This is a genomic window from Azospirillum sp. RU38E (assembly GCF_900188385.1).
In the GTDB taxonomy this organism is placed as follows: Bacteria; Pseudomonadota; Alphaproteobacteria; order Azospirillales; family Azospirillaceae; genus Niveispirillum.
In genome coordinates this window covers 949,026-971,116 of sequence record NZ_FZOI01000001.1, presented here as the reverse complement: position 1 = coordinate 971,116, position 22,091 = coordinate 949,026, and the positions used below count along the sequence as shown (strand labels likewise).

20 protein-coding genes and 2 tRNA genes are annotated in these 22,091 nt (G+C 64.5%); 10 read left to right on the top strand and 12 right to left on the bottom strand.

The window, feature by feature from the left end; translation table 11 throughout:
• Positions 1 to 1,725, bottom strand: a complete 1,725-nt coding sequence (locus tag CHB97_RS04140; protein ID WP_089286626.1) for a fatty acyl-AMP ligase — start codon at positions 1,723 to 1,725, stop codon at positions 1 to 3.
• Positions 1,726 to 2,104: 379 nt separating this feature from the next.
• Between CHB97_RS04140 and CHB97_RS04135 the strand changes: the two genes are divergently transcribed.
• Positions 2,105 to 2,899: a VacJ family lipoprotein gene (locus CHB97_RS04135; RefSeq protein ID WP_089286625.1), complete on the top strand. Its 795-nt coding sequence runs from the start codon at positions 2,105 to 2,107 to the stop codon at positions 2,897 to 2,899.
• A gap of 61 nt (positions 2,900 to 2,960) precedes the next feature.
• Here CHB97_RS04135 and CHB97_RS04130 read toward each other — a convergent pair whose 3' ends face one another.
• The 3 genes from CHB97_RS04130 to CHB97_RS04120 are packed head-to-tail and all read right to left on the bottom strand — an operon-like array spanning position 2,961 to position 6,046.
• Positions 2,961 to 3,719 (bottom strand): sulfite exporter TauE/SafE family protein, encoded by a 759-nt coding sequence (locus tag CHB97_RS04130; protein WP_089286624.1) that lies wholly within the window; start codon positions 3,717 to 3,719, stop codon positions 2,961 to 2,963.
• Positions 3,720 to 3,776: 57 nt separating this feature from the next.
• Positions 3,777 to 4,454, bottom strand: coding sequence for an RluA family pseudouridine synthase (locus tag CHB97_RS04125; protein WP_244559375.1), 678 nt, complete (start codon positions 4,452 to 4,454; stop codon positions 3,777 to 3,779).
• Between the two features lie 11 nt (positions 4,455 to 4,465).
• Positions 4,466 to 6,046, bottom strand: coding sequence for a hypothetical protein (locus tag CHB97_RS04120; protein ID WP_089286622.1), 1,581 nt, complete (start codon positions 6,044 to 6,046; stop codon positions 4,466 to 4,468).
• Positions 6,047 to 6,436: 390 nt separating this feature from the next.
• Between CHB97_RS04120 and CHB97_RS04115 the strand changes: the two genes are divergently transcribed.
• The 5 genes from CHB97_RS04115 (at position 6,437) to CHB97_RS04095 (ending at position 9,193) form a co-directional block, all read left to right on the top strand.
• Positions 6,437 to 6,640, top strand: a complete 204-nt coding sequence (locus CHB97_RS04115; RefSeq protein ID WP_143270702.1) for a hypothetical protein — start codon at positions 6,437 to 6,439, stop codon at positions 6,638 to 6,640.
• 66 nt (positions 6,641 to 6,706) lie between these two features.
• A tRNA-Met gene (locus CHB97_RS04110) sits at positions 6,707 to 6,781 on the top strand.
• 71 nt (positions 6,782 to 6,852) lie between these two features.
• Positions 6,853 to 6,927: transfer RNA gene (locus CHB97_RS04105), tRNA-Met, on the top strand.
• A 220-nt stretch (positions 6,928 to 7,147) separates the two neighbouring features.
• Positions 7,148 to 8,815 carry a GGDEF domain-containing protein gene (locus CHB97_RS04100; RefSeq protein WP_089286620.1) on the top strand — a complete coding sequence of 556 codons (1,668 nt, stop codon included), beginning with the start codon at positions 7,148 to 7,150 and terminating at the stop codon, positions 8,813 to 8,815.
• A gap of 69 nt (positions 8,816 to 8,884) precedes the next feature.
• Entirely contained in the window at positions 8,885 to 9,193 is a 309-nt protein-coding gene (locus tag CHB97_RS04095; protein ID WP_089286619.1) for a hypothetical protein, read from the top strand.
• Here the strand turns inward: CHB97_RS04095 and mnmA are convergent.
• Positions 9,159 to 10,307, bottom strand: a complete 1,149-nt coding sequence (gene mnmA, locus CHB97_RS04090) for a tRNA 2-thiouridine(34) synthase MnmA (RefSeq protein WP_089286618.1) — start codon at positions 10,305 to 10,307, stop codon at positions 9,159 to 9,161. The two genes, CHB97_RS04095 and mnmA, sit on opposite strands and share 35 nt — an antisense overlap.
• A 185-nt stretch (positions 10,308 to 10,492) precedes the next feature.
• A complete protein-coding gene (locus tag CHB97_RS04085) occupies positions 10,493 to 11,185 on the bottom strand; it encodes a beta/gamma crystallin-related protein (RefSeq protein ID WP_160105537.1) in 693 nt (230 codons plus the stop codon).
• Between the two features lie 223 nt (positions 11,186 to 11,408).
• Between CHB97_RS04085 and CHB97_RS04080 the strand changes: the two genes are divergently transcribed.
• Together CHB97_RS04080 and CHB97_RS04075 are read left to right on the top strand one after the other, a co-directional pair.
• Positions 11,409 to 13,010, top strand: a complete 1,602-nt coding sequence (locus tag CHB97_RS04080) for a peptide ABC transporter substrate-binding protein (protein ID WP_089286616.1) — start codon at positions 11,409 to 11,411, stop codon at positions 13,008 to 13,010.
• 104 nt (positions 13,011 to 13,114) lie between these two features.
• The gene (locus CHB97_RS04075; RefSeq protein ID WP_089286615.1) at positions 13,115 to 13,858 is read left to right on the top strand and encodes an ABC transporter substrate-binding protein; all 744 of its coding nucleotides are present in this window, start codon (positions 13,115 to 13,117) and stop codon (positions 13,856 to 13,858) included.
• On the opposite strand, the gene CHB97_RS04070 is transcribed toward CHB97_RS04075, so the two are convergent.
• The 3 genes from CHB97_RS04070 to CHB97_RS04060 form a co-directional block, all read right to left on the bottom strand.
• A complete protein-coding gene (locus CHB97_RS04070; RefSeq protein WP_089286614.1) occupies positions 13,851 to 14,639 on the bottom strand; it encodes a hypothetical protein in 789 nt (262 codons plus the stop codon). The two genes, CHB97_RS04075 and CHB97_RS04070, sit on opposite strands and share 8 nt — an antisense overlap.
• Positions 14,640 to 14,721: 82 nt before the next feature.
• Positions 14,722 to 15,393: a phospholipid-binding protein MlaC gene (locus tag CHB97_RS04065; protein ID WP_244559374.1), complete on the bottom strand. Its 672-nt coding sequence runs from the start codon at positions 15,391 to 15,393 to the stop codon at positions 14,722 to 14,724.
• 97 nt (positions 15,394 to 15,490) lie between these two features.
• Positions 15,491 to 16,396, bottom strand: a complete 906-nt coding sequence (locus CHB97_RS04060) for a VacJ family lipoprotein (RefSeq protein WP_244559373.1) — start codon at positions 16,394 to 16,396, stop codon at positions 15,491 to 15,493.
• A gap of 162 nt (positions 16,397 to 16,558) precedes the next feature.
• Here CHB97_RS04060 and CHB97_RS04055 point away from each other — a divergent pair, with 162 nt between their 5' ends.
• Positions 16,559 to 17,539, top strand: a complete 981-nt coding sequence (locus CHB97_RS04055) for a metalloregulator ArsR/SmtB family transcription factor (protein WP_089286613.1) — start codon at positions 16,559 to 16,561, stop codon at positions 17,537 to 17,539.
• Complete coding sequence (gene metF, locus CHB97_RS04050; protein ID WP_089286612.1) at positions 17,536 to 18,456, top strand: methylenetetrahydrofolate reductase; 921 nt, start codon at positions 17,536 to 17,538, stop codon at positions 18,454 to 18,456. The genes CHB97_RS04055 and metF overlap by 4 nt, the downstream gene beginning before the upstream one ends.
• A gap of 26 nt (positions 18,457 to 18,482) precedes the next feature.
• Here metF and CHB97_RS04045 read toward each other — a convergent pair whose 3' ends face one another.
• From CHB97_RS04045 to CHB97_RS04035, 3 genes are all read right to left on the bottom strand, one after another.
• Complete coding sequence (locus CHB97_RS04045; RefSeq protein ID WP_089367394.1) at positions 18,483 to 19,712, bottom strand: hypothetical protein; 1,230 nt, start codon at positions 19,710 to 19,712, stop codon at positions 18,483 to 18,485.
• 176 nt (positions 19,713 to 19,888) lie between these two features.
• Positions 19,889 to 21,565, bottom strand: a complete 1,677-nt coding sequence (gene ettA, locus CHB97_RS04040) for an energy-dependent translational throttle protein EttA (RefSeq protein ID WP_089286610.1) — start codon at positions 21,563 to 21,565, stop codon at positions 19,889 to 19,891.
• A gap of 188 nt (positions 21,566 to 21,753) precedes the next feature.
• Positions 21,754 to 22,011, bottom strand: coding sequence for a type II toxin-antitoxin system Phd/YefM family antitoxin (locus CHB97_RS04035; RefSeq protein WP_089286609.1), 258 nt, complete (start codon positions 22,009 to 22,011; stop codon positions 21,754 to 21,756).
• Between the last annotated feature and the right edge of the window lie 80 nt (positions 22,012 to 22,091).

Genomic DNA, 22,091 nt, shown 5'->3' with positions numbered 1-22,091 from the left:
TCAGGCAGCCTGCGGCTCGAACTCACCCGCCAGATACATCTGCTTGGCCTTCGTCCGGCTCAGCTTGCCCGACGAAGTCTGCGGCAGGGAATGGGTGGGAACCAGCACCACCTTCACCTCCAGCCCATGGGCGGCGCGCAGCACGCCGGTCACCTCTGCCGCCAGGGCGGCGCGGGCTTCCGCCTGGTTGGGGCGGCACTGCACCAGCACCGTCACCACCTCGCCCGCGTCGCTATCGACGGAGAAGGCCACCACATCGCCGCTGCGCAGCGAGGGTACGGCATGTTCGGCCGACCATTCCAAATCCTGTGGCCAGATATTGCGCCCATTGACCAGGATCAGATCCTTGGCCCGGCCGGTGATGACAATCTGACCGTTGCAGAGATAGCCCAGATCGCCGGTATCCAGCCAGCCATCGGCGGAGAATACAGCTGCCGTCTCCTCCGGCCGGTTGAAATATCCCTGCATCAGCGACGGGCCGCGGGCGAAGACCCGGCCCACCCGCCTTTCCGGCAACACGGTGCCATCCGGGTCGCGGATTTCCAGCTCATGCAGGGGCAGCGGCGGACCATTGAGCACGAATTCACGGGTGCGCACGCTGTCCGCATTCGGGGCCACCGCCACCGCGTCATTCTCCAGCCGGTCCAGATCGACCAGATCGGTCACGACACCCGTATCCAGCGGCGCGAAGGACAGGGCCAACGACGCCTCCGCCATGCCGTAAGACGGCACGAGGGCTTGCGCGCGGAAACCGCGCGGCGCAAACATCTCGGCAAATTTGCGCATCACGCGCGGGCGCACCATGTCGCCGCCAATGCCGGCACCGCGCCAGTTGGACAGGTCCAGCCCCTCGGTCGACGCGGTCTCTGCCCGCCGGGCCGCCAGCTCATAGCCGAAGCTGGGGCTGTAGGAGAGGGTGCCGCCATTGCGGCTGATGAGCTGCAGCCAGAGCAGCGGCCGACGCGCGAATTCCCGCGTCGGCAGATAATCGATGGAAATCTGGCAGACCAGCGGGGTCAGCAGAAAACCGACCAGCCCCAAATCATGGTAGAGCGGCAGCCAGGAAATGCAGCGATCCTTGGCCGTGATCTTCAGCCCATGGGCCATGATGGCCTGGGCATTGGCCATCAGGGCGCGCTGGGTGACCGCCACGCCCAAGGGGAAGCGGGTGCTGCCGCTGGAGAATTGCAGATAGCAGAGATCGTCCGGGGTGACGGTCGGCAGCGTGACGCCGCTGCCATCAACATCGGCGAACCGGGCCAATGTGCCCACCACCTTCAGGCCCAGCCCGTCGGTGGCGGCGCGCAGCCATTCTTCCAGATTGGCCGGGGACAGTGCGGCGCCGGCATCCGCCCCCTGGATCATGCGGCGGATATGGTCGATATAGGCATCCTTGCCGCCAAAGGCCGCCGGCAGCGGCAGCGGTGCCGGCACCAGCCCGGCAAACTGACAGGCCGCAAAGGCCCGCATGAAATCACCATCGCTTTCAGCGATGATGGCCACCCGGTCCCCCTTCACCAAACCCGTCGCCAGCATCCGGCGCGCCAGGTCCAGCGCCTGGGTATAAAGCTGGGCATAGGGCAAGGCCTCGGTCAGCTCCCCCTTGCCGGAATAGAAATTGAGGCCCGTTTCACCCTGCGCCGCATAAGCAATCGCCTCCGCCACCGTGGCGAATTCCGCCAAACGGGACGGCAGGGCATGGAACGATGGCGTGGGACGAAGCATAGCGCAGGGATCCGGATGCTTACGGGTGGGAAGATACCCGTTGGTCAAATCAAAGAACCATGGGCATAGGGGGATGCCTTCGCGGGCCCCTGTGCCAACGGTGATGGGCGCTCATACCAGAGGGAGGGCGCGGGGGCAATCGGTCAGGAAGGCAAAAGTCCTGCGATGGCCGCGCGCCCCCTCATGCCTGCCATGGATATGGCGGGGGTGACAGTCACCTATGCGTGAAGCCTATCCAAAAGGGCGCCACCATCCATCGGCGTCTGTGACTATTATCACTTTGCCGCAACGCACCTCGGCCTAAATGTGTGCTTTATCCAAGCCGGCTGGTGCGCTATGCGCCATTCTGACTTCATCTCCTTGTTCGATAGGGTAAGACATGGCCCGCCATCTGCCAGCCACTCCGTTGCGCCGCCGCGGCATTGCCGCGTTGCTGGCGGCTGCCCTGCTCTGCACGGTGACAGCCACCGGGGCTGGCGCACAGGACCGATCAGCCCGCCAGGCACAGGAAGACAGCGCCAATGATCCGCTGGAGCCGGTGAACCGGGGGATTTTCTGGTTCAATGAGGGTGTGGACACTGTCTTGCTGCGCCCCACGGCAAAGGTTTACCGTACCGTCCTGCCCGACCCGGCCCGGACCGGCATTCGCAATGTGCTGCGCAACCTGCGCTCCCCGCTTGATCTGGCCAACCAGCTGCTGCAGGGCGACGTGCCGGGTGCCGGCAATGTCATCAAGCGGTTCGTCATCAATTCCACGGTCGGGCTAGCCGGACTGATTGATGTCGCGGCGGAAAAGGGCATTCCCTACGAGTATGAGAGCCTGGATCAGACCTTTGCCGTCTGGGGCGTGCCGGAAGGGCCTTATCTGGTCTTGCCGGTGCTGGGCTCCTCCAGCCTGCGCGACGCATTCGGCACGGCGGGTGAATTCTTCGCCGATCCGGTCTCCAACTACGCGTCCAACACAGATCGCACCTGGATCAGCTACACGCGCGCTGGCCTCTATGCCGTGGACACGCGGTCGGAATATCTGGATGCGCTGGATGATGTGAAGCGGAACAGCTTCGATTATTACGCCTCCATGCGCTCCCTCTACCGCCAGCGGCGTGACGGCTGGATTCGGGATGGCAAGGCCGATCTGAACCAGATGCCCGATATTCCCGATTACGGTAACTGAACCGGATCGTTTATGGATCAAGGCCCCGTCATCAAGCGATGATGGGGCTTTTTTCTTGCTCTCAACCCGCCGACAAGGTGTGGACCGCCTCCACCAGATTGCGCAGGCTCAGCAGCATGATGATGATCGCCACCAGGATCATCATCGGCTTATCAGGCAGCTTCTGCGTTACCATGGCGGCAAAGGGGGCGGCGATGACGCCGCCCAGGATCAGACCCAGGATGGCCGGCCAGAGATCCAGACCGATGGTCAGGATGAAGGTGCAGGAAATCACCGTGGTAACAAAAAACTCCGCCAGATTGGTGGAGCCGATGGCATAGCGCGGCGTCGTGCCCGCCCCGATCAGGGTGCTGGCCACCATCGGGCCCCAGCCCCCGCCCCCCACGGCATCCAGAAAACCACCGCCCACGCCCAGCGCGCGCACCTTGTTGGGCGACAGCTCCGTTGCCGGCGGCGGGTGCAGGGCCTTCCACAGGATCAACCCGCCCATCCCCACCAGATAGATGGACACGATGGGCCGGATCAGTTCGCCCGACACGCCAGACAGCACATAGGCCCCCAGCGCCCCACCAACCATGCCGGGAATCGCCAGCCGCCAGACCAGCTCCGGACGGATATTGCGGCGACGCCAATGGGCAAAGCCCGATGCGCCGGTAGTGAACATCTCCGCCACATGCACGCTGGCGCTGGCCGTGGCGGGCGGAATGCCCAGGGACATCATCACACTGCTGGCGGTAACGCCATAGGCCATGCCAATGGCCCCATCCACCATCTGGGCGGCAAACCCCACGGCCATGAACAGCAGGATGTCTTCAATCATCAGAATGGGTTCCGCCCTGTTTATGCTGGCGCCGGCCCCTGGCGCAACCAGCGGCGGCTATCCCTTAACAATCTTCGCTAAGGTCTGTGCCATATGCGGGGGCGGTTCCGCCACCGCCGATACAGGGGCTTCAGCGGAAAAGTTGAATTGAACGGCGCGGGCCAGCAGATGCAGCCCGGTTTGCGGCGGCATCTGCGCCCCATAGATCGGGTCACCCAGCAGCGGCATTCCCATATAGGCACAATGGGCGCGAATCTGATGCATCCGACCGGTGCGCGGATGCAGTTCCAGCCAGGACAGCCCGCCATGGCTGGCCAGCAGCCGCCAGTCGGTCAAGGCCGGCTTGCCGGCAAGATCGACCACCACCTTGGATGTGCCGGGGATGCGCACCTTCAGCAGGGGCATGTCGATGCAGCCAGCATCGCCCTTCGGCCGCCCCTCCACCACTGCCCAATAGGTCTTCGCCACCTTGCCGGCAAGAAACAGGTCGCCGATGCGGGCCGCGGCGGCGGCATCGCGGGCCAGCACCAGACAGCCCGCCGTATCCTTGTCCAGCCGGTGGGCCAGACGCGGCGGTTCGTCCCGATCATCGGTCAGATGCGGCAGGTACAGTTCCAGATGGTCAGTGGTTTTTGTGCCGTAATGAACGGGCAGCCCATAGGGCTTGTCGATCACCAGCACATCATCATCGCGGTAAAGCACGCGGGCGCGCATATCCGCCGCTGTCAAAGCCATGGCTGCGGCACTCATTCCGTGGCCAGCCGCGCCTCGGCCATCTCGGCAAATTGCTGCAAGGCGGGGTCGCGCCAATGTTTGGTGCGGCGCAATTCCTCCATGGCCAGTTCCAGCACGGAACGGGCCAGCGCTGCCTCCCCGCCGGACAGCGGCTCCGGCTCCTGCAGCCGCTGGGCGACGGTGCGGGTCAGGCCGGGGTCCATCAGCCCCATCCAGCTGCCGGCCTCCGCCCCCAGCCGGTTGCCCAGCTGCGCCAGCCGGATCGCATGGGCCAGCCGCTGCGAGGCCGAGGCGTAACCATTGCGGGAGAAGCAGCCGCGATAGGCATCCCGCAGCCCGGCCACAACATTATCATGGAAGGAGGAAAAGCCGGTGCCCCAGAACAGGCTGCGCTTCAGCACCGCGCGCCAGCGGCTGCAAAAGGCCAGGGTCCAGTCCAGTGCCTCAAAATCGGGAATCGGGCGGCTGGCGCTGCGCCCTTCCATCAAGCAGCGCTCCTCCAGCATGGGATAAAGCTCCGCCTCCACCCGGCGGACCATGCGGTCCAGGAAATCGCGCGCCAGGCTGCCATAACGCATATGGTTGATCAGGTCCAAATCCTCAAACAGGGACAGGATCACATCCAGATTGCCCAGTTCCCGGTCCAGCAGATCGCGCCGCGCCAGCGGCAGCGACAGGCCGGGCCGCACCAGTTGGCCCACCCCCATGGCGCCCAGAATCTCCTCCGTCAGGGCAAAGCAGGTGCGCCCCAGATGGCGGGTCAGGGCCATCACCGTCGGTTCCTGCCAGGGCTGTGGCCCGTGCAACAGGATCATCCGGCCAGCAATATAGTTGCGATCAACATGCAGCAGGGCCAGGGGCGCCAGCACCCCGACGCCCGGCACCAGGGCTGCCACCCGCCCGTCCAGCCCCTGCGCCGGGTTGCCCACCATGGCGGCCAGGACATCCGGGTCACGGGCGGCCCGGCGCAGCTGTTCATGCAGTTCCCCCATGGCCCGCCCCTGCGCCAGCACCCCCTGCATCAGGCGCAAATCGTCAATGGTCAGCGGCCGTGGATCAAAGCCCAGGCGAATCCGCTTGGCCTCCAGCCCGCGCCAGCGGTTGGTCTCCTCCAGAAAGGGGCGAACGGCGCCGGCCGTACCCAGGGTGGCTGTCAGCACCTCTGCCGCGCGCTTGGCCAGGTCAGCCTGCAAGGCCACCACCTCCGGCAGGCCGAACACAGCGCGCAGCGGGCGGGACTGGGCACGTTCGGCCAGCATGGCATCCGCCTGCCGGGCGAATGGCCCGATGGATTTATCGACCAGCCTGATCCACAGGGCCCCCACATCCAGCGGATGCAGGGTGCCGGGGCTGGCAAATTCCGGCCGCAGCAGGGCGGAATCACGGGTCATGTAGCGCTGAAACAGCTCGGTGAACAGGCGGCGGGCGTGCTGCTGGCGCAGGGCGTTCAGCTTGGCCACCAGGGCACGGCGCACTGCCTGCCGGCGGGCCGTATCCCCCTCCAGCTGTTCCAGTTCCTCGAACAGCCGGTCGGCCTCTTCCGTCGGCAGACGGGCGACCAGATCGTTAATGGTACTTTCAGAGACGTTCATGGCGCGTCTGGCAAAAGCCGTCCTGTTCATTATCTAGCGCGCTTTCGTGTATGCCACACCAACTTCCTGAACACCCTATGCAATTGCACCCATCGGGAAAATCGACAGGCCAAGGGGCCGGAACAGCAGCAGCCTTGCTGAGTTGCGGTCAACCCCTCGGCGGATTGGTATCATACCAAGGGGCATGTCCCATGCCCCTTGAAGGCCAGCGACCGCTGGCCCGCGGGCTCGTGCCTGCTGTCAAGCCAAGCTGCCGGAGGCAGCGCCCGGCGTCTGAGGGAACATATAAACACCAAGGGGCATGTCCCATGCCCCTTGGTATCAGATGGACAGGCATCGGCTTCACGCGGCATTCTGTCCCGCATGACAGCCGCGCCCGGTGCCCCCACCATGTCCACGCCCGCCCCCGCCCCGTTCGTGTTCCGCTGGCGCGATGAGGCGGGCCAGTGGACAGAGGTAAATTGCTGGGCCGCCAGCCGGCGCGAGGCGGAAATCTATGCCAGCCGCGCCGGCTGGCCGGGTCATGATGGCACAAGGTTGGGCCGCTACCGCGCCTGGCTGGAACAGACGATCAAGGGCACGGAAGAAAACTAAAAAAGAGACTTGACGGAAGCAGCTGATTTATCTACACAGCGGCTCCCGATCGGAATGGCGGTCGATGGCACTGTAGCTCAGCGGTAGAGCAGGGGACTCATAAGCCCTTGGTCGCGTGTTCAAATCACGCCAGTGCCACCATCCCTTCCCGACGACAGGATATGCGCCGTATTTTCTACATCACGGCATTCGGCCCTCTGGGCCCGGGTTTCGGCACTGTAGCTCAGCGGTAGAGCAGGGGACTCATAAGCCCTTGGTCGCGTGTTCAAATCACGCCAGTGCCACCATTCAGTCGCCCCGCCGGCCCCAGTGCCCGGCGGGGCGTTTTGTTTTGGCCCCTCCCCCTCACCACCCCTTTGAATGATTTCCTCACCGAATGGATAGAGGGAACGCCGTTTGCACCGGCGGAAGGCTCGGTTAATTACGGGTAAACCTTCCCCTCGTGTGGCGGCCCGCGATCCCGGCGGTGGCGCTTCGTCCCCTGGAACCGCCCCCGGAGCATCACCCATGCTCAGCCTGCGCAGCATCATCGGCCTGTCTTTCCTGATTCTGACAGCGACGACCACAACCCTGTGTGGCGCCTATATGGAGCGGGAGGCCCAGATCACCCTGCGGCGGGAGGTGGGCAGCATGTTGGCCAGCATCGCCGATGGCATGGCCGACAAGATCAATGGCGATATGCGCCACCGGGCCAGCCAGGCCCTGCTGCTCACCCAGTTTGGGGGGCTGACCGATCCGGTCCATGCCCAGCGCACGGTGGATGAGATCGTCTCCCTGGACCCGACCGCCTCCTGGATCGGCATCACCGACGCGCAGGGCAATGTGATTGCCGGCAGCCGGGGCATCCTGACCGGCAAAAGCATCGCCAGCCGGCCGGTCTTCATGGAAGGACGCAAGGGCCTGTTTCTCGGCGATGTGCATGATGCCGTCATGCTGGCTTCCCTGCTGCCCAACCCGACCGGGGAACAGATGAAATTCGTTGATGTCGCCGCGCCGATTCCGGGGCCGGATGGCGCTGTTGTCGGTGTGCTGGCCATGCATTACAGCTGGACCTGGGTGCGCGATCTGGCCCGCAACCTGCTGCGGCCTGTCTCCAACCATGAGGGGATGGAGGTGATTGTCGTCGCCCGCGAAGGCACCGTGCTGCTGGGGCCGACGACGATGATCGGCCATCCGCTGGCCTTCAGCCCCCGCCCCGGTCAGCAGGGGTGGGAGGAACGGCGTTGGCCGGATGATCATGCCTATCTCACCGGCTATTCCACCGGGGTGGAGGGGGCAATGGTCAAGGATCTGGGCTGGACGGTGATTGTCCGCCAGCCCATGGACAAGGCCATGCAGGCTGTCCAGCATATGCGGAACCGGGTCTATCTGGTGGGGATGCTGCTGGCCGCCCTGCTGGGCGGCATTGGTTGGCTGACCGCCGGCATCATCACCCGCCCCCTGCGCGCCATCACCAAGGCGGCGGAACGCATCCGCCAGGGCGACAAGGATGCCGCCATCCCCATGGTGGGCGGGGCCCACGAAACCCGCATCCTGTCGCAGACCCTGGGCGATCTGATCAATAATCTGGTGACCAGCAACGGCGCCCTGATCGCCTCCGAAAAGGCGCTGGCCCAGATGGAGGATATTGCCTATCAGGACAAGGTGACGGCCCTGCCCAACCGGCATTTCTTCGACCATTATCTGGGACTGGCGCTGGCCCGCGCCCAGGCCACAGATGAACAGCTGGTCGCCCTTTATATTGATCTGGACGGGTTCAAGCCAGTGAATGACCTATATGGTCATGATGCCGGCGATGCGGTTCTGTGGCAGGTGGGGGCACGTTTTTCCGCCGTGCTGCGCCAGAATGACCTGATCGCCCGCATCGGCGGCGACGAGTTCGCCGCCTTGCTGCCCTGTGACGGGGCGGATGGCCATGCGGAGGGGGCGGCGGTGGCCGCCCGCCTGCTGGCCGCCGTAGCACAGCCGGTCAGCATCCAGGATGGGGGCGTGACGGTGAACGTGGGCTGCAGCATCGGCATCGCCGTCTGGCCGCTGGACGGGGACGATGCCGAGACATTGCTGAAACATGCCGACGCGGCGCTTTATGAAGCCAAGAAACGCGGCAAGAACCGGGCGGTGCATTACCCGGCCCTGGTGTCTGAACTGACGCTGGGCCCGCCCTGTCACGATTGAACTGGCGGATCATCGCCCCTACCATGGCGGGCATCGGAGGCGCCAAAGCCTTCCCCAGGGAGTGTCCCCATGGCCCGCAACCGCCGCCCGTCGCTTTACCTGATCCCCGCCATCCTGCTGGCCTTTACCTTCGTGGTGGTGCCCGGCCTGCCCTTCGATTTCCTGCCCGATGGCGTGCGCAGCGTCTGGGACGGGCTGGTCGCCCCCCTTCGCACCCCCGTCACCCAATTCTGGTGGGGCTATATCCGGGGAGCAACACAGCAGCCCTTGTTCAATCTGGTCAGCTATCTGACCCAGGTGGCGATTCTGGTCACACCCTGGGTCATCATCCGCCTGATCTGGATCAGGCGGCAGCGCGCCGCTGGGCCGTTCCGCTGATCCAGCCGCCGCCCAGCATCCGCTCCCCATCATAGAAAACGGCGGCCTGACCGGGGGAGATGCCATACTGCGCCTCCTCCAGATCCAAAGTGGCATTGCCGTCGCCATGCAGCAGCAGCACGGCCGGCGCCGGGTTCTGGGCGGAGCGCAGCTTCACCATCACCGGCATCGGCACGCCCACAACCGGGTTACCCAGCCAATTGACCTCCCGCACCTGCACCCGGTCACGGGCCAGTGCGGCGCGCGGGCCAACAATCACCTGATTGGCCACGGGGTCGACACGCACGACATAGAGCGGATCGGCTTCGTCCCCGCCCTCCCCCTTGCGGCCACCGATGCCAAGGCCCCGGCGCTGGCCGACAGTGTAGTTGATCACCCCGTCATGTCGGCCCATCAATGTGCCATCGACATGCACAATCTCCCCCGGCCGCACGGCACCGGGGCGCAGCTTCTCCACCACCTTGGCGTAACCGCCGGTGGGCACGAAGCAGATATCCTGGCTGTCCGGCTTGTCCGCCACGGCCAAACCCAGCTCATCGGCGATGGCGCGGGTTTCCGTCTTCGGCTTCATGCCCAGGGGGAAGCGCAGGAAATCCAGCTGTTCCTGAGTGGTGGCAAACAGGAAATAAGATTGGTCGCGGCTATGGTCCGCCCCGCGCAGCATCTGCGCCTTGCCATCATCGCCCACAAGGCGGCGGGCATAATGGCCGGTGGCCATGCAGTCGGCACCCAGTTCACGCGCCTGATCCAGCAGATCCTTAAACTTGACCGTCTGGTTGCAGCGCACGCAGGGGATGGGGGTTTCGCCCTTCAGATAGGTATCGACGAAATCATCCATCACCGAATTGCGAAACCGGCTTTCGTAATCCAGCACATAATGCGGGATCTCGATCTGGTCGGCCACGCGGCGAGCATCATAGATATCTTGACCCGCACAGCAGGCCCCCTTTTTGCCCACCGTCATCCCGTAATCATAAAGCTGCAGGGTGATGCCGACGACATCATAGCCCTCCCGCTTCAACATGGCGGCGGCAACGGAACTGTCGACGCCGCCGGACATGGCGACGACGACGCGGGTGTCGGCGGGCGACTTATCGAGACCAAGGCTGTTCATGGGCGCAAATATAGGCCGCCCCCCGCCCCGCCGCCACGGGGATGCAAAGCAAAGCGGCTATGAAGGGGCGATGGGGGTCATGCCCCTTCAAGGCCAGCGACCGCTGGCCCGCGCCCGCGTGGGCGCGTAAGCCAAGGCGGGCGCGTGCCGCCGCCCGGCGTCTGCATGATCCATAGCTCCAGGGATTACTGCCAGATATTGATCTGGCCACCGCTGCAGCGATAGTTCCAGCGCTGGCCTTCCCACCAGATGGTGCCCTCATACTCATTGCCGGTGAAGCGCGAACTGCCGCTCAAGCCATAGCGCTGGATGAAGGCCTTCTGCACCTCCCGCTGGCAGCTGTTGGTGGGGTTGGGATTGGCATCCCACTGGTCGCCCCGATCCTTGTTGCCGCGATTATCCCAGATGATCCCATCATCATCGGCGCGCCGATCCGGCCGGCGATTATCCTCCCACGGGTCGCGCTGGCCCCAGCCCGGCCGGCGATCATCCTCCCACCGCCGGTTATCCCAGCGCCGGTCATCCCAATCGCGGTCGCGCCCGTCGCGCCAGTTATCCTGCACCTCCCGCAGAGAGCTGATGCCACCGCGCAGGTTCTTCACCTCCGCCGTATTGGCGATGCGGGCGCCGCCGGCGAAGGTCTGGCAATGATCGTAGCGCTTATCCTTGCAGATTTCCCAGACACCCGAATGCACGATGACGGAGCGGGCCCGGTCATTCCAGGGCGGAATCTTGGCCAGCGAATCGACATCATCGCGGATGGTGATGCGATCCCCCCGGAAGTCCGGTTCGGCATAAAGCGTCACCGCCCCGGCCAGGGCCGCCCCCGACCAGGCCATGCTTGCCAATCCAAGGGTGATCGCAACGATCTTCTTCATCTTCTGTCCAAGGGGCCAACCCACCCACCATGGGCCGCCAGCCCCCCTCCCATCCTGCTGTCTTCCGGTCATCGCCGGACAGATCATCAATGTCACGTGGCTTTATGGCGCAGCAAGGGCACAGGCGCGGCACAATTTCGGTGTGGATTGAGGATGGACAGAGGGCACCTGACCAGACAGTCTGTGCCGCCGATTGCGAAGACCGGGAGATAGTGCAACCCCCATGACCAACATCACACGGCGCAGCATTATGGGCAGCGGCCTGTCCCTGGGGCTGGCCCTTGGCCTGCCAGGGACGGCCAGTCTGGCGGCAACGCCAACCATCCTGAATATCGGCCTTGGCCCCGATATCGACACGGCCGACCCGCACCGATCCACCACCATCGTGGCCGGTGGCCTGTTTGTGGAATTGTGGGAGGGGCTGACCAGTTTCGATGCCGCCGGTAATGTGGTTGCCGGTGTCGCCACATCTTGGGAAACCAGCGCCGACGGGCTGCGCTGGAATTTCACCCTGCGCCAGGATGCCAAATGGTCCGATGGCAGCCCGGTGACGGCCGATGATTTTGTGTTCGCCTGGCGCCGCGCCGTGACGCCTGCCACCCGGCTGGGCCTGCCGGAATGGATCGCCCCCATCCGCAACGCCATGCCGATCATGCGGGGGGAAAAGCCCCCGGGGGAACTGGGCGTGCGGGCTGTCGGCCCCTATCAGCTGGAAGTGCTGCTGGAACATCCCAAGCCCGACCTTACCGTCTATACCGCCTATTGGGTGCTGAGCCCGCTGCACCGCACCTCGGTGGAAAAGCATGGCGACAGCTTCCCGCAGCCGGGCAAGCTGGTGGGCAATGGCCCCTTCATCCTGGATGCCGCCATCCCGCAGAGCCATTATGCCCTGAAGCGCAACCCGCATTACCATGGCGCGGCCAGCATCGCCGCCAGTGCGGTGAATTACCATGTCACCGAAGACTTACAGACGGAGATGAAGCGTTTCCGCAGCGGGGAACTGGTGGCCACCAAGGAGGTGCCGCCCACCCAGCTGGACTGGGCGCGTAGCAATCTGGCCGACAGTCTGCGGCTGGCGCCCCGCGCCTCCACCTTCTTCCTGGTGCCCAACCTGACCCGTGCGCCTTGGAAGGGGAATGCCAAGCTGCGCCAAGCCTTGGCCATCGCCATCGACCGCAAGACCATTGTGGAGAAGATCGCCCGGGGGAATGAGCCGCCAGCCTACAGCATGACGCCGCCGGGGCTGGTCGGCTATCAGCCGCCGGAGCCGGACTGGGCAAAGCTGGGCGATGCTGACCGGGTGGCCCTGGCCCGCCGCCTGTTCGCGGAGGCCGGTTACGGCCCCGGCGGCCAGACCCTGCCCCCCGTCGAACTGCTGTACAACACCAACGAACTGAACCGGCAGGTCGCCGTGGCGGTGGCCGCCATGTGGCAGCAGGTGCTGGGGGTGAAGACCACCCTGTCCAACCAGGAATTCAAGGTGGTGGTCAGCCGGATGAAGGAACATTCCTATCCGGATTTCGCCCGCATCTCTTGGGCGGTGGGGCTGGTGACCGAATATCTCAACCTGCTGCGCTCCCGTGCGGAGGCGTTGGGGCCGGGTTATCGCAATCCGGTTTTCGATCAGGCGATGGAGGCGGTGGATGCCAGCCTGAGCCTGGAGGGATTCCGGTCGGCCCTGGCGGCGGCAGAAAACATCGCCATGGCCGATATGCCGATGATCCCCATCATGCGGCAATCCAGCCGCCGCCTGGTCAATCCGGCGCTGAAAGGTTGGGTGGACAACCCGCTGGATTTGCACCCGGCCAAGTTCCTATCCCTCTGATCGCAGTGGGATGGGGACGGGAAAGAAAGATTGCCGCATGATGGTGACTGTTAACCGGCAGCGACATCGCTGCCGGTCGGTATCCGACATGGAAAGGCAGGTGCATGTCACGATTCCGGCTGCTGGCGCTGATGATATTTCTGGCCCTGTCTGGCCTTGCCGCCACCGCGCAGGGGGAAGCCGTGCGCTTCGGCCTGCGGGAAGCAGCCCCGATGGTGCTGCTGCAGCCGGACGGACGGCTGGCCGGGCTGGAATATGAGATCATCCAGGCCGTGATGCAGGCGGCGGGCATGGAGCTGGTGCCCTATCTGGGGTCCAATGCGCGGCTGGCCGTGGCCGCCGATGGCAAGGCGGTGGAGGCATTCGCCCCGGTGGTCGGCCAGCCGCCGCAGGGCGTGACCCTGACCGACAGCTATCTCACCTATCAAAACGTGGCCATGAGCCTGCGGGAGCGACGGATAAAGCTGGAGCGGATGGCCGATCTTGGCCGTTACCGGGTGCTGGCCTTCCAGCGTGCCACCCAGACCCTGGGGCCGGAATTCGCCGCCGCCGTCGCGGGCTGTCCTTTCTATCGGGAGGAGCCCAAACAGGCGCTGCAGGCGGCGGGCCTGCTGTATGAGCGCTATGATGTGCTGATCGCCGATGCCCGCATCCTGCGTCACCATCTGGGGCCAACGCCGGTGACGGAACACCGGCTGTTTGCACCCAGCCCCTACAGCGCCGGCTTTCGCGACCCGGCCCAGGCCGCGCGCTTTAATGAGGGGCTGCGGCGGATCAAGGCCGATGGCACCTATGCGGCGATTCTTGCCCGCTATCCAGCCCTGCCGGACGATCCGACCATTAATTGATCCGGTGGCTATCCAGCCGCGCCGCCCGCACCCGGTTGATGATCGACCAGCGGTCGGCAATCTCCCCCACCGGGGCAACGGTCCAATCCCATTCGGGACCGGGGGGCAGGCTGGCGCCGAACAGCGGGTCTTCCACCTCCACCACTACCCCCTGATCATTCAGCACATGGCGGCGTATATCGCCGATCAGCAGGGCCGGACAGGCAAAGCCGCGCAGATGCGCCAGGTGGGCTTCCACAATGGCCCGGCCCAGGGCCGCCCTGTCGGTTTCCGGCTGCCGCCGCAGGGCCTGACGCAAAGGCACCAGCGGCAATTGCGAGACCAGATTGGCCGAGACGACAAGGCCGATGCGCGGATCATCCCAAAAGGCGGTGATCGGGGGCACCGCTACTGTGCCCCCCTCTCCGGCTTTCCAGGCGTCAGCCATGCCGGTCAGTTCCTGCGTCACCAGTTCGATCCCCGCATGGCGCGCCGCCAGACGGCGGGCCGGCGGCGGATGGGCCACATCCACCAGCAACAGCCGGGGGAAACGGGCCAGCAGCTCCGCCATCGGCAAATCCAGGCAGGGACCAGAACCCAGGATCAAGGCCGTGTCCCGATCCGGCGATGTATCGGCCATGGCCTTGATGATGGCGTTGCGGGTCTGTCGCTGATGCGGGGCCCAGGCAGCCGCACAACGTTCGGCACGGCTGAGGCAGGCCACCGCCGCATAACGATAGCCCAGCGCCACCAAGCCCTTGGGGCATCGGGTTCTGAGGCTGATCAGCCATTCACGCAGCATGGGGCCATCCGCCGGATATGGAAATGGCCCGTCGGAGAAAGACCGACGGGCCACGGAAAACAGGGAGACATGCCCCAACGCCTTACGGGGTGGGTGTCGCCGGGTGGCTGATGCGCTGGCGCAGCGCTTCCAGCAGGGCGTCGAACTTGCCGCCATTATTCTCGATCACGGAGGCGAATTCCGACCGCTGCGTCTGGCTCATGGAGACATTCTCCACCACCACGTCGACGATCTTGTAACCGCCACCATCCTTGGCCCGCACGCGCCAAGCCACATTCACCGGCGGGCCGCTGGGGCGCAGCACCTGGCTGACCACCACCGCGTCCCGCTGGCCGGCCGGCTGGGCGCCGCTGACCTTGAAGCTCTCACCCGCATACTGGCTGAAACGCTCGGCATAGACCTCCACGATCATCTGCTCGAACAGGTCCATATATTCCTTGCGCTGCGGCTCCGTCGCCGTGTTCCAGTACCGGCCCAGCACGAAACGGCCGATGGTGGCGACGTCGAAATTATCATTCAGCAGCTTGCGGAAAATCTCCTTGGTCTGTTCCTTGGAGACCTTGGAATCCGCCAGCGTGGCGATGGCCTTGTCACCCAGCGACTGCACGAAATCGGCGGCGGCCTTCGCCCCCTGGTCCGCCTGGGCCTGCGCCGGCAGCACCGCCACAACGGGCATGATCGCGGCACCAAAGCCAGCCATCAGCATGAAAGCGGCACCAGAGAGAAGCGAACGGCGATTATTGGTCATGGTCATCACGGGGTTCAGTCCTTGTTTCTGGCGTCAACATCGTTCTTTACCGCAAGGCAAACAGTGATGGACGTCACGGGGAATGCTGATAGGCCGGTTCCTGTCATTTAGCATCCCCATAGTCCGGTATAGCTGGCAATTGAGACGGATCTGGGGCGCCATCGCGGATCAACCCATCACGCCGCTGGCGATAAAGCGAACGCATCGCGGCATAGTAATCAAGACTATTACGCTTCAGGTCATCCAAAGGTTCCAAGAGTTCGGCGCGCGTGTCGAGCCCGACCAGCCCGGTACGGGTATAGACGATCCAGTCCCGATCCGTATTCTGGGCCCAGTTCGTCACCGGATCGGCATAGGCCTCCCCACTCAGGCCCACGGCATCACGCACGGAAGAGGGCCCCAGCAGCGGCAGGACCAGATACGGCCCTTCCGGCACACCCCATACCGCCAATGTCTGATCCAGGCTTTCATATTCATAGTCGAGCCCGTTTTCAGCCGCGACATCGATCAGCCCCCCCAAACCAACGGTGGTGTTGATGACAAAACGCCCCAGTACGGTGCCGGCACCCCCGACATCGCCCTGCAGAAGCTGGTTGGCGAAATCCAGCGGGCTGCGCAGGTTGCGCATGACATTGCGCACACCCGTGCGGGCCGGTGCCGGCACCACCGCCTTATAGGCCACGGCAAGCGGGCGGATCAGCACCGTGTCCACCCCGTCATTGAACCAGAAGACGGCCCGGTTGAAACCTTCCAGCGGATCATTATCCGATACTGGCCGGGGTGACGCCCCCTGCCCCGGCGCATTGCCCTGCAGGGCAGTGGTCGCCGGGTCACCACCCACGGGTTTTGTACCGTCGGGGCTGGCATAGAGATTGCCAGCCATGCCGGGATGGTTCGCCCGGTCGGTGCCGGTGCCACAGGCGGTCAAGGCAAGGGCAAGGAACGGCAGGGCCAGCCAGCCCCGGGCACGGCTGATCATCGGCATCATTGGCTGCATCGGCTTCGCCATCTCCAGTCGTCAGGGCGCCCCGGCAAGGGGGCGGATCAGCCCTTAACGCTTTTGCACGAGGATCGGATCGTCGGCCCATCCACCTGATGGATGCACAGCAGCCATTTACAGCGCATAAAGATATCTTTATATATTGATACAGAGAATGAAAGGTCAGGTGCCATGGATTTTCTGTTGAATGCGCTGAAGGCCGCGGCGGAGCCAACAAGGCTGCGGATGCTGTCGCTGTGCGCCCATGGCGAATTGTCCGTGACTGAGCTTACCCAGATTCTAGGGCAGAGCCAGCCGCGTGTTTCCCGTCATCTGAAATTGCTTTGCGAGGCGGGGTTGCTGGAACGGTTCCGTGAAGGCATCTGGGCCTATTACCGGCTGGCGGAGCGCGGCAATGTGGCGGAGCTGGCCCGCACCCTGGTGGATGCGATTCCCGCCGACGATGCCGGCCTGTCGCTGGACCTGGAACGGCTGGAGACGATCAAGGAAGGCCGCCGCGCCGCCGCCCAGCTTTATTTCAGTGAGAATGCCGCCCGCTGGCACCAGATTCGCAGCCTGCATGTCCCGGAACGGGAGGTGGAGCAGGCGCTGCTGTCGCTGCTGCCGGCTGAGGGCGTGCATGATCTGCTGGATGTCGGCACCGGCACCGGCCGGATGCTGGAACTGTTCGGCCCGCGCATCAGCCATGGACTGGGCATCGACAGTTCACGCGAAATGCTGGCGGTGGCGCGGGTGAATCTGGAAAAGGCCGGGCTGCGCCATTGCCAGGTGCGGCTGGGCGACATGTACCAGCTGGCCCTGCCGGGCCAGAGTCAGGATGCGGTGATCTTCCATCAAGTGCTGCATTTCGCCGAAACCCCGGCCGAGGCGCTGGCAGAGGCGGCGCGCCTGCTGCGCCCCGGCGGCACCATGCTGGTGGTGGATTTCGACCGCCATGAACAGGAATCGCTGCGCACCGATCATGCCCACCGCCGTCTGGGCTTCACCGATGCGGAAATACGCAGCTGGCTGAAACGGGCGGGGCTGGACCCCGCACCCGTCACCCAATTGCCGGGCGATCCGCTGACTGTCTGCATCTGGCGCGCCGTGCGCCGGGCTGAAACCCCTTCCCTGTCCAACCGCCAAGCCGCCCTGTCTGGAGCCGCGCCATGAGCCTGCCCGTTGCCGATCTTTCGGCCCCCCTGATCACAGCCCCCGGCGACCTGACGGTCAGTTTCGAATTCTTCCCGCCCAAGACGGAGAAGATGCATGAAAATCTCTGGGCGGCCATCCATCGGCTGGCCCCGCTGAAGCCGGCCTTCATGTCCGTCACCTATGGCGCCGGCGGTTCCACCCGCGAACGCACCCATGCCACGGTGACGGCCATCCAGGACCAGACCGGCATTCCCGCCGCTGCCCATCTGACCTGTGTGGCGGCGACCAAGGAAGAGATTGACGAGATCGCGCGGGCCTATTGGGATGCGGGCATCCGTCATATCGTGGCCCTGCGCGGCGATCCGCCGCCGCGGGCCGATGGCACCGGCGGCCTGGGCGGGCGCGGCTATGAACCGCATCCGGGCGGCTATGCCTATGCCGCCGATCTGGTGGCCGGGCTGAAGCGCATCGGCGATTTCGACATTTCCGTCGCCTGCTTCCCGGAAGTACATCCGGAGGCACCCAGCGCCCAGGTGGATCTGGATAATCTGAAGCGCAAGGTGGATGCCGGGGCCAACCGCGCCATCAGCCAGTTCTTTTTCGATGCGGATGCCTTCCTGCGCTTCCGCGACAAGACGGCCGCCGCTGGCATCGATGTGCCCATGGTGCCCGGCATCCTGCCGATCCTGAATTTCAAGAAGGCGGTGGAGATGGGGGAGAAGTGCAATACCGCCATCCCCGCCTGGATGCGCGAGCTGTTTGAGGGGCTGGACGAGGCGCCGGAAACCCGTCACCTCGTCGCTGCCACCGTGGCTATTGAACAATGCCGCTATCTGGCGCGGCATGGTGTGAAGCAGTTCCACTTCTACACCATGAACCGGGCTGATCTGACGGTTGCCATCTGTCACATGCTGGGCGTGCGGGCCCGCGGCTGAGCTGACGGCGGGGTATCGGCCAGGGATCAGTCTGGCCGAACCCGGGGAGCATTGGGACCGTCCACCAGGGACCGGCGGGCTTCCTCGGCCTGCCGGCGTGCCTGTTCCTGTGCCTCCTGCTGGGCAGCACGGCGGCGGTCTTCTTCTGCCCGCTGACGGGCTTCATCCGCATCACGGCGGGCACGCTCCTCCCGCTCCCGCGCTTCCTGCTGCTGGGCGTTGCGGCGGCTGTCCTCCTCCATGCGGCGGCGTACCTCTTCCGCATCGCGTCGGGCACGCTCCTCCCGCTCCCGCGCTTCCTGCTGCTGAGCGTTGCGGCGGCTTTCCTCCTCCATGCGGTGGCGCGCCTCTTCCGCACTGCGGCGGGCACGCTCCTCCTGCTCACGAACCTGCTGCTGGGTGTTGCGGCGGCTCTCTTCCTCCATGCGGCGACGCGCCTCTTCCGCACTGCGGCGCGCACGGTCCTCCTGCTCACGAACCTGCTGCTGGGTGTTGCGGCGGCTCTCTTCCTCCATGCGGCGGCGCGCCTCTTCCGCGTCGTGACGGGCACGGTCATCCCGGTCGCGCGCCGCCCGCTCTATCTGGCGACGGGCCTCCTCTGCCCGGCGCTGCGCGTCGGCGCGGTCCCGCTGGCGTTCCTGCTCACGCTCCCAGTCACTCCGCCCCACCGGTGGGGGCGGCGGCAGCCAACGATCATCGCGGTCACGACGGGGGTGATCACGGTCATAATAGCGGTCACGACTATAGCGATCCCGCTCATATTCCCAATATCGGTCGCTGCGCCAGGCGGGTTCGCTCCAGACTTCCTCTTCCCAGATCACCCTTCCATAGGTCGGCTGGGTACCGAAGGAACCAGGGGCATAGGTATTTTCCTGTTTGGGCGGATAAAGAATCGCCAGGATCTCCTGCCATTCCGCCGCCGTCATCGCCCGGCCCGGTATATTCCGCGAAGGGTCGCCGGCACAGACCTGCCTGATCGCTTCCACCCGCGGATGGAATAAGGGCACCTGCGGCCAGATATCCGGGGCCAGCGATTTCAGCCGGAGAAGGCTGCTGGTCTGCTCCAACACCTCATCCGGCGTCAGGCCGCGGCCCGGCACTTGCGGATTGCCTGCACAGATGGCCCGCAATTCGGCCAGCCGGATCACCCTTTCGCTGATTTCCTCATTGCGGCGCCGGCCGTCTTCCAGGAAAGGATCAGGGGCGCAAGCGGAAAGCAAAAGCACGGCACCAAGCGGAATCAAGGCCAAGCGCATGATGGGCATCCTTTTTTGGGGCAGTTTTGCCCTGTGTTCTTCTACCCTGGTATTAATCCTGATGGCTTGTGGCCAGACAGCGGCGAAACCGGGCTGGAAAGGTGCCACAAAAAAGAAATTCCCCCATCGGTTGCCCGACGGGGGAATCGCTCGCCATAAGCACTATCTGGGACAGATCAGCGTTCCAGCGGCTTGTACTTGATGCGGTGCGGCTGGTCAGCCTCCGCCCCCAGACGGCGGCGCTTGTCCGCCTCGTAATCGGCATAGTTGCCTTCGAACCAAACCACCTGGCTGTCACCCTCAAACGCCAGGATGTGGGTGGCCAGACGGTCCAGGAACCAGCGATCATGGCTGATGACCACGGCGCAGCCGGGGAAGGTGCTCAACGCCTCTTCCAGGGCGCGCAGGGTTTCGACGTCCAGATCGTTGGTCGGTTCGTCAAGCAGCAGGACATTGGCGCCGGACTTCAGCATCTTGGCCAGATGCACGCGGTTGCGCTCACCACCCGACAGCTGGCCCAGCTTCTTCTGCTGATCCGGCCCGCGGAAGTTGAAGGCCGACACATAGGCGCGGCTCGGCATGGACTTCTTGCCCAGCTCGATCACGTCCAGCCCGCCGGAGATTTCCTCCCAGACATTCTTCTTGTCATCCAGGCTGTCACGGCTCTGGTCGACATAGCCCAGCTGCACCGTTTCACCCACGCGGAAGGTACCGCCATCGGGCTGCTGCTGGCCGGTGATCATGCGGAACAGGGTGGTCTTACCGGCACCGTTGGGGCCGATGATACCGACAATGCCACCGGGCGGCAGGCGGAAGGACAGATCGTCGATCAGCAACCGGTCGCCAAAGCCCTTGCGCAGGTTCTCCGCCTCGATCACCACATTGCCCAGGCGCGGCGGCGTGGGGATGACGATACGGGTTTCGCCAATGGCTTCCTTCTGGTTGGCGGAAGCCAGCAATTCCTCATAAGCCTGGATACGGGCCTTGGACTTGGCCTGACGGGCCTTCGGGCTGGCGCGCACCCATTCCAGTTCCTGGGCCAACTGCTTCTGCTTGGCGCCTTCCTCCCGGCCTTCCTGTTCCAGACGCTTCTGCTTCTGTTCCAGCCAGGCGGAGTAATTGCCCTCGTACGGAATGCCCGAGCCGCGATCCAGTTCCAGAATCCAGCCGGTGACGGCATCCAGGAAGTAACGATCGTGGGTGACCATCACCACGGTGCCGGGATATTCGGCCAGGAAGCGCTGCAGCCAGGCCACGCTTTCGGCGTCCAGATGGTTGGTCGGTTCGTCCAGCAGCAGCATATCGGGCTTGGACAGCAGCAGCTTGCAGAGCGCCACGCGGCGCTTTTCACCACCCGACAGCTTGTCCACGGCGGCATCACCGGCCGGGCAGCGCAGCGCGTCCATGGCGATTTCGACCGTGCGGTCCAGATCCCAGGCGTCGGCCGCGTCGATCTTTTCCTGCAATTCGGCCTGTTCGGCCATCAGCGTGTCGAAATCGGCATCCGGGTCGCCCATGGCTTCCGACACGGCGTTGAACCGGTCCAGCAGCGCCTTGGTTTCGCCCACACCTTCCATCACATTGTCCCAGACATTCTTGTCCGGGTTCAAATGCGGTTCCTGCGGCAGATAGCCGACCTTCACACCCTCGGCGGCCCAGGCCTCGCCATTATAATCCTTGTCCAGCCCGGCCATGATCTTCAGCAGGGTGGACTTACCGGCGCCATTCACGCCCAGCACGCCGATCTTGGCGCCGGGGTAGAAGGACAGCCAGATGTTTTCAAACACCTTTTTGCCGCCAGGATAGACCTTGGTCACACCCTTCATCACATAGACATATTGATAAGCGGCCATGGCGGCATCCTTCAGGTAAGCATCTGCAAAAGGTTTGCGGGCCTTGTACCGCAGCGGGCTGCCCGGTGCAATCGGGGGGTGGGGTTAGAGAGTGGGAACGCCCAAGAGAGTGGCAACCTGCAGCAGTTGCTTGTCGATGCTGGCCAGAGGCAGACCCAAATCCAGGGCCAATGCCAGATAGGCTGTACTCACCGACGCCCCTCGTCCCGCAGGGACTTTCGCTCATCATCCGTAAAAGGAGCAATCCCGGCGGCATTGGCCCGTTCTCGCATACGCTGCCAGACGGTCTCCCAATCCGCGAAGCCATCTATCTCAGCCGGCTCCACCGGCGACAGCCGCGCCCCGGGGCGGCCATGGTCGGTGATCACTGTCTCCTCCCCCTTGCGGGCACGGTCGATCAGACGGGCAAACTGCGCCTGTGCCTCCACCGTTGACAGCTCTTCCATTTCATCCCTCCGGCATCCCGGTGATCGGATAAGGATTATGGACCGGTTTGCCCTGGTGGCAAAGGGGCCATGAGTTGAAC

Coding starts and splice junctions, on each gene's coding strand:
- CHB97_RS04140 (WP_089286626.1), bottom strand. CDS start 1,725: ATGCTTCGTCCCACGCCATCGTTCCATGCCCTGCCGTCCCGTTTGGCG.
- CHB97_RS04135 (WP_089286625.1), top strand. CDS start 2,105: ATGGCCCGCCATCTGCCAGCCACTCCGTTGCGCCGCCGCGGCATTGCC.
- CHB97_RS04130 (WP_089286624.1), bottom strand. CDS start 3,719: ATGATTGAAGACATCCTGCTGTTCATGGCCGTGGGGTTTGCCGCCCAG.
- CHB97_RS04125 (WP_244559375.1), bottom strand. CDS start 4,454: ATGGCTTTGACAGCGGCGGATATGCGCGCCCGCGTGCTTTACCGCGAT.
- CHB97_RS04120 (WP_089286622.1), bottom strand. CDS start 6,046: ATGAACGTCTCTGAAAGTACCATTAACGATCTGGTCGCCCGTCTGCCG.
- CHB97_RS04115 (WP_143270702.1), top strand. CDS start 6,437: ATGTCCACGCCCGCCCCCGCCCCGTTCGTGTTCCGCTGGCGCGATGAG.
- CHB97_RS04100 (WP_089286620.1), top strand. CDS start 7,148: ATGCTCAGCCTGCGCAGCATCATCGGCCTGTCTTTCCTGATTCTGACA.
- CHB97_RS04095 (WP_089286619.1), top strand. CDS start 8,885: ATGGCCCGCAACCGCCGCCCGTCGCTTTACCTGATCCCCGCCATCCTG.
- mnmA (WP_089286618.1), bottom strand. CDS start 10,307: ATGAACAGCCTTGGTCTCGATAAGTCGCCCGCCGACACCCGCGTCGTC.
- CHB97_RS04085 (WP_160105537.1), bottom strand. CDS start 11,185: ATGAAGAAGATCGTTGCGATCACCCTTGGATTGGCAAGCATGGCCTGG.
- CHB97_RS04080 (WP_089286616.1), top strand. CDS start 11,409: ATGACCAACATCACACGGCGCAGCATTATGGGCAGCGGCCTGTCCCTG.
- CHB97_RS04075 (WP_089286615.1), top strand. CDS start 13,115: ATGTCACGATTCCGGCTGCTGGCGCTGATGATATTTCTGGCCCTGTCT.
- CHB97_RS04070 (WP_089286614.1), bottom strand. CDS start 14,639: ATGCTGCGTGAATGGCTGATCAGCCTCAGAACCCGATGCCCCAAGGGC.
- CHB97_RS04065 (WP_244559374.1), bottom strand. CDS start 15,393: ATGACCATGACCAATAATCGCCGTTCGCTTCTCTCTGGTGCCGCTTTC.
- CHB97_RS04060 (WP_244559373.1), bottom strand. CDS start 16,396: ATGGCGAAGCCGATGCAGCCAATGATGCCGATGATCAGCCGTGCCCGG.
- CHB97_RS04055 (WP_089286613.1), top strand. CDS start 16,559: ATGGATTTTCTGTTGAATGCGCTGAAGGCCGCGGCGGAGCCAACAAGG.
- metF (WP_089286612.1), top strand. CDS start 17,536: ATGAGCCTGCCCGTTGCCGATCTTTCGGCCCCCCTGATCACAGCCCCC.
- CHB97_RS04045 (WP_089367394.1), bottom strand. CDS start 19,712: ATGCGCTTGGCCTTGATTCCGCTTGGTGCCGTGCTTTTGCTTTCCGCT.
- ettA (WP_089286610.1), bottom strand. CDS start 21,565: ATGGCCGCTTATCAATATGTCTATGTGATGAAGGGTGTGACCAAGGTC.
- CHB97_RS04035 (WP_089286609.1), bottom strand. CDS start 22,011: ATGGAAGAGCTGTCAACGGTGGAGGCACAGGCGCAGTTTGCCCGTCTG.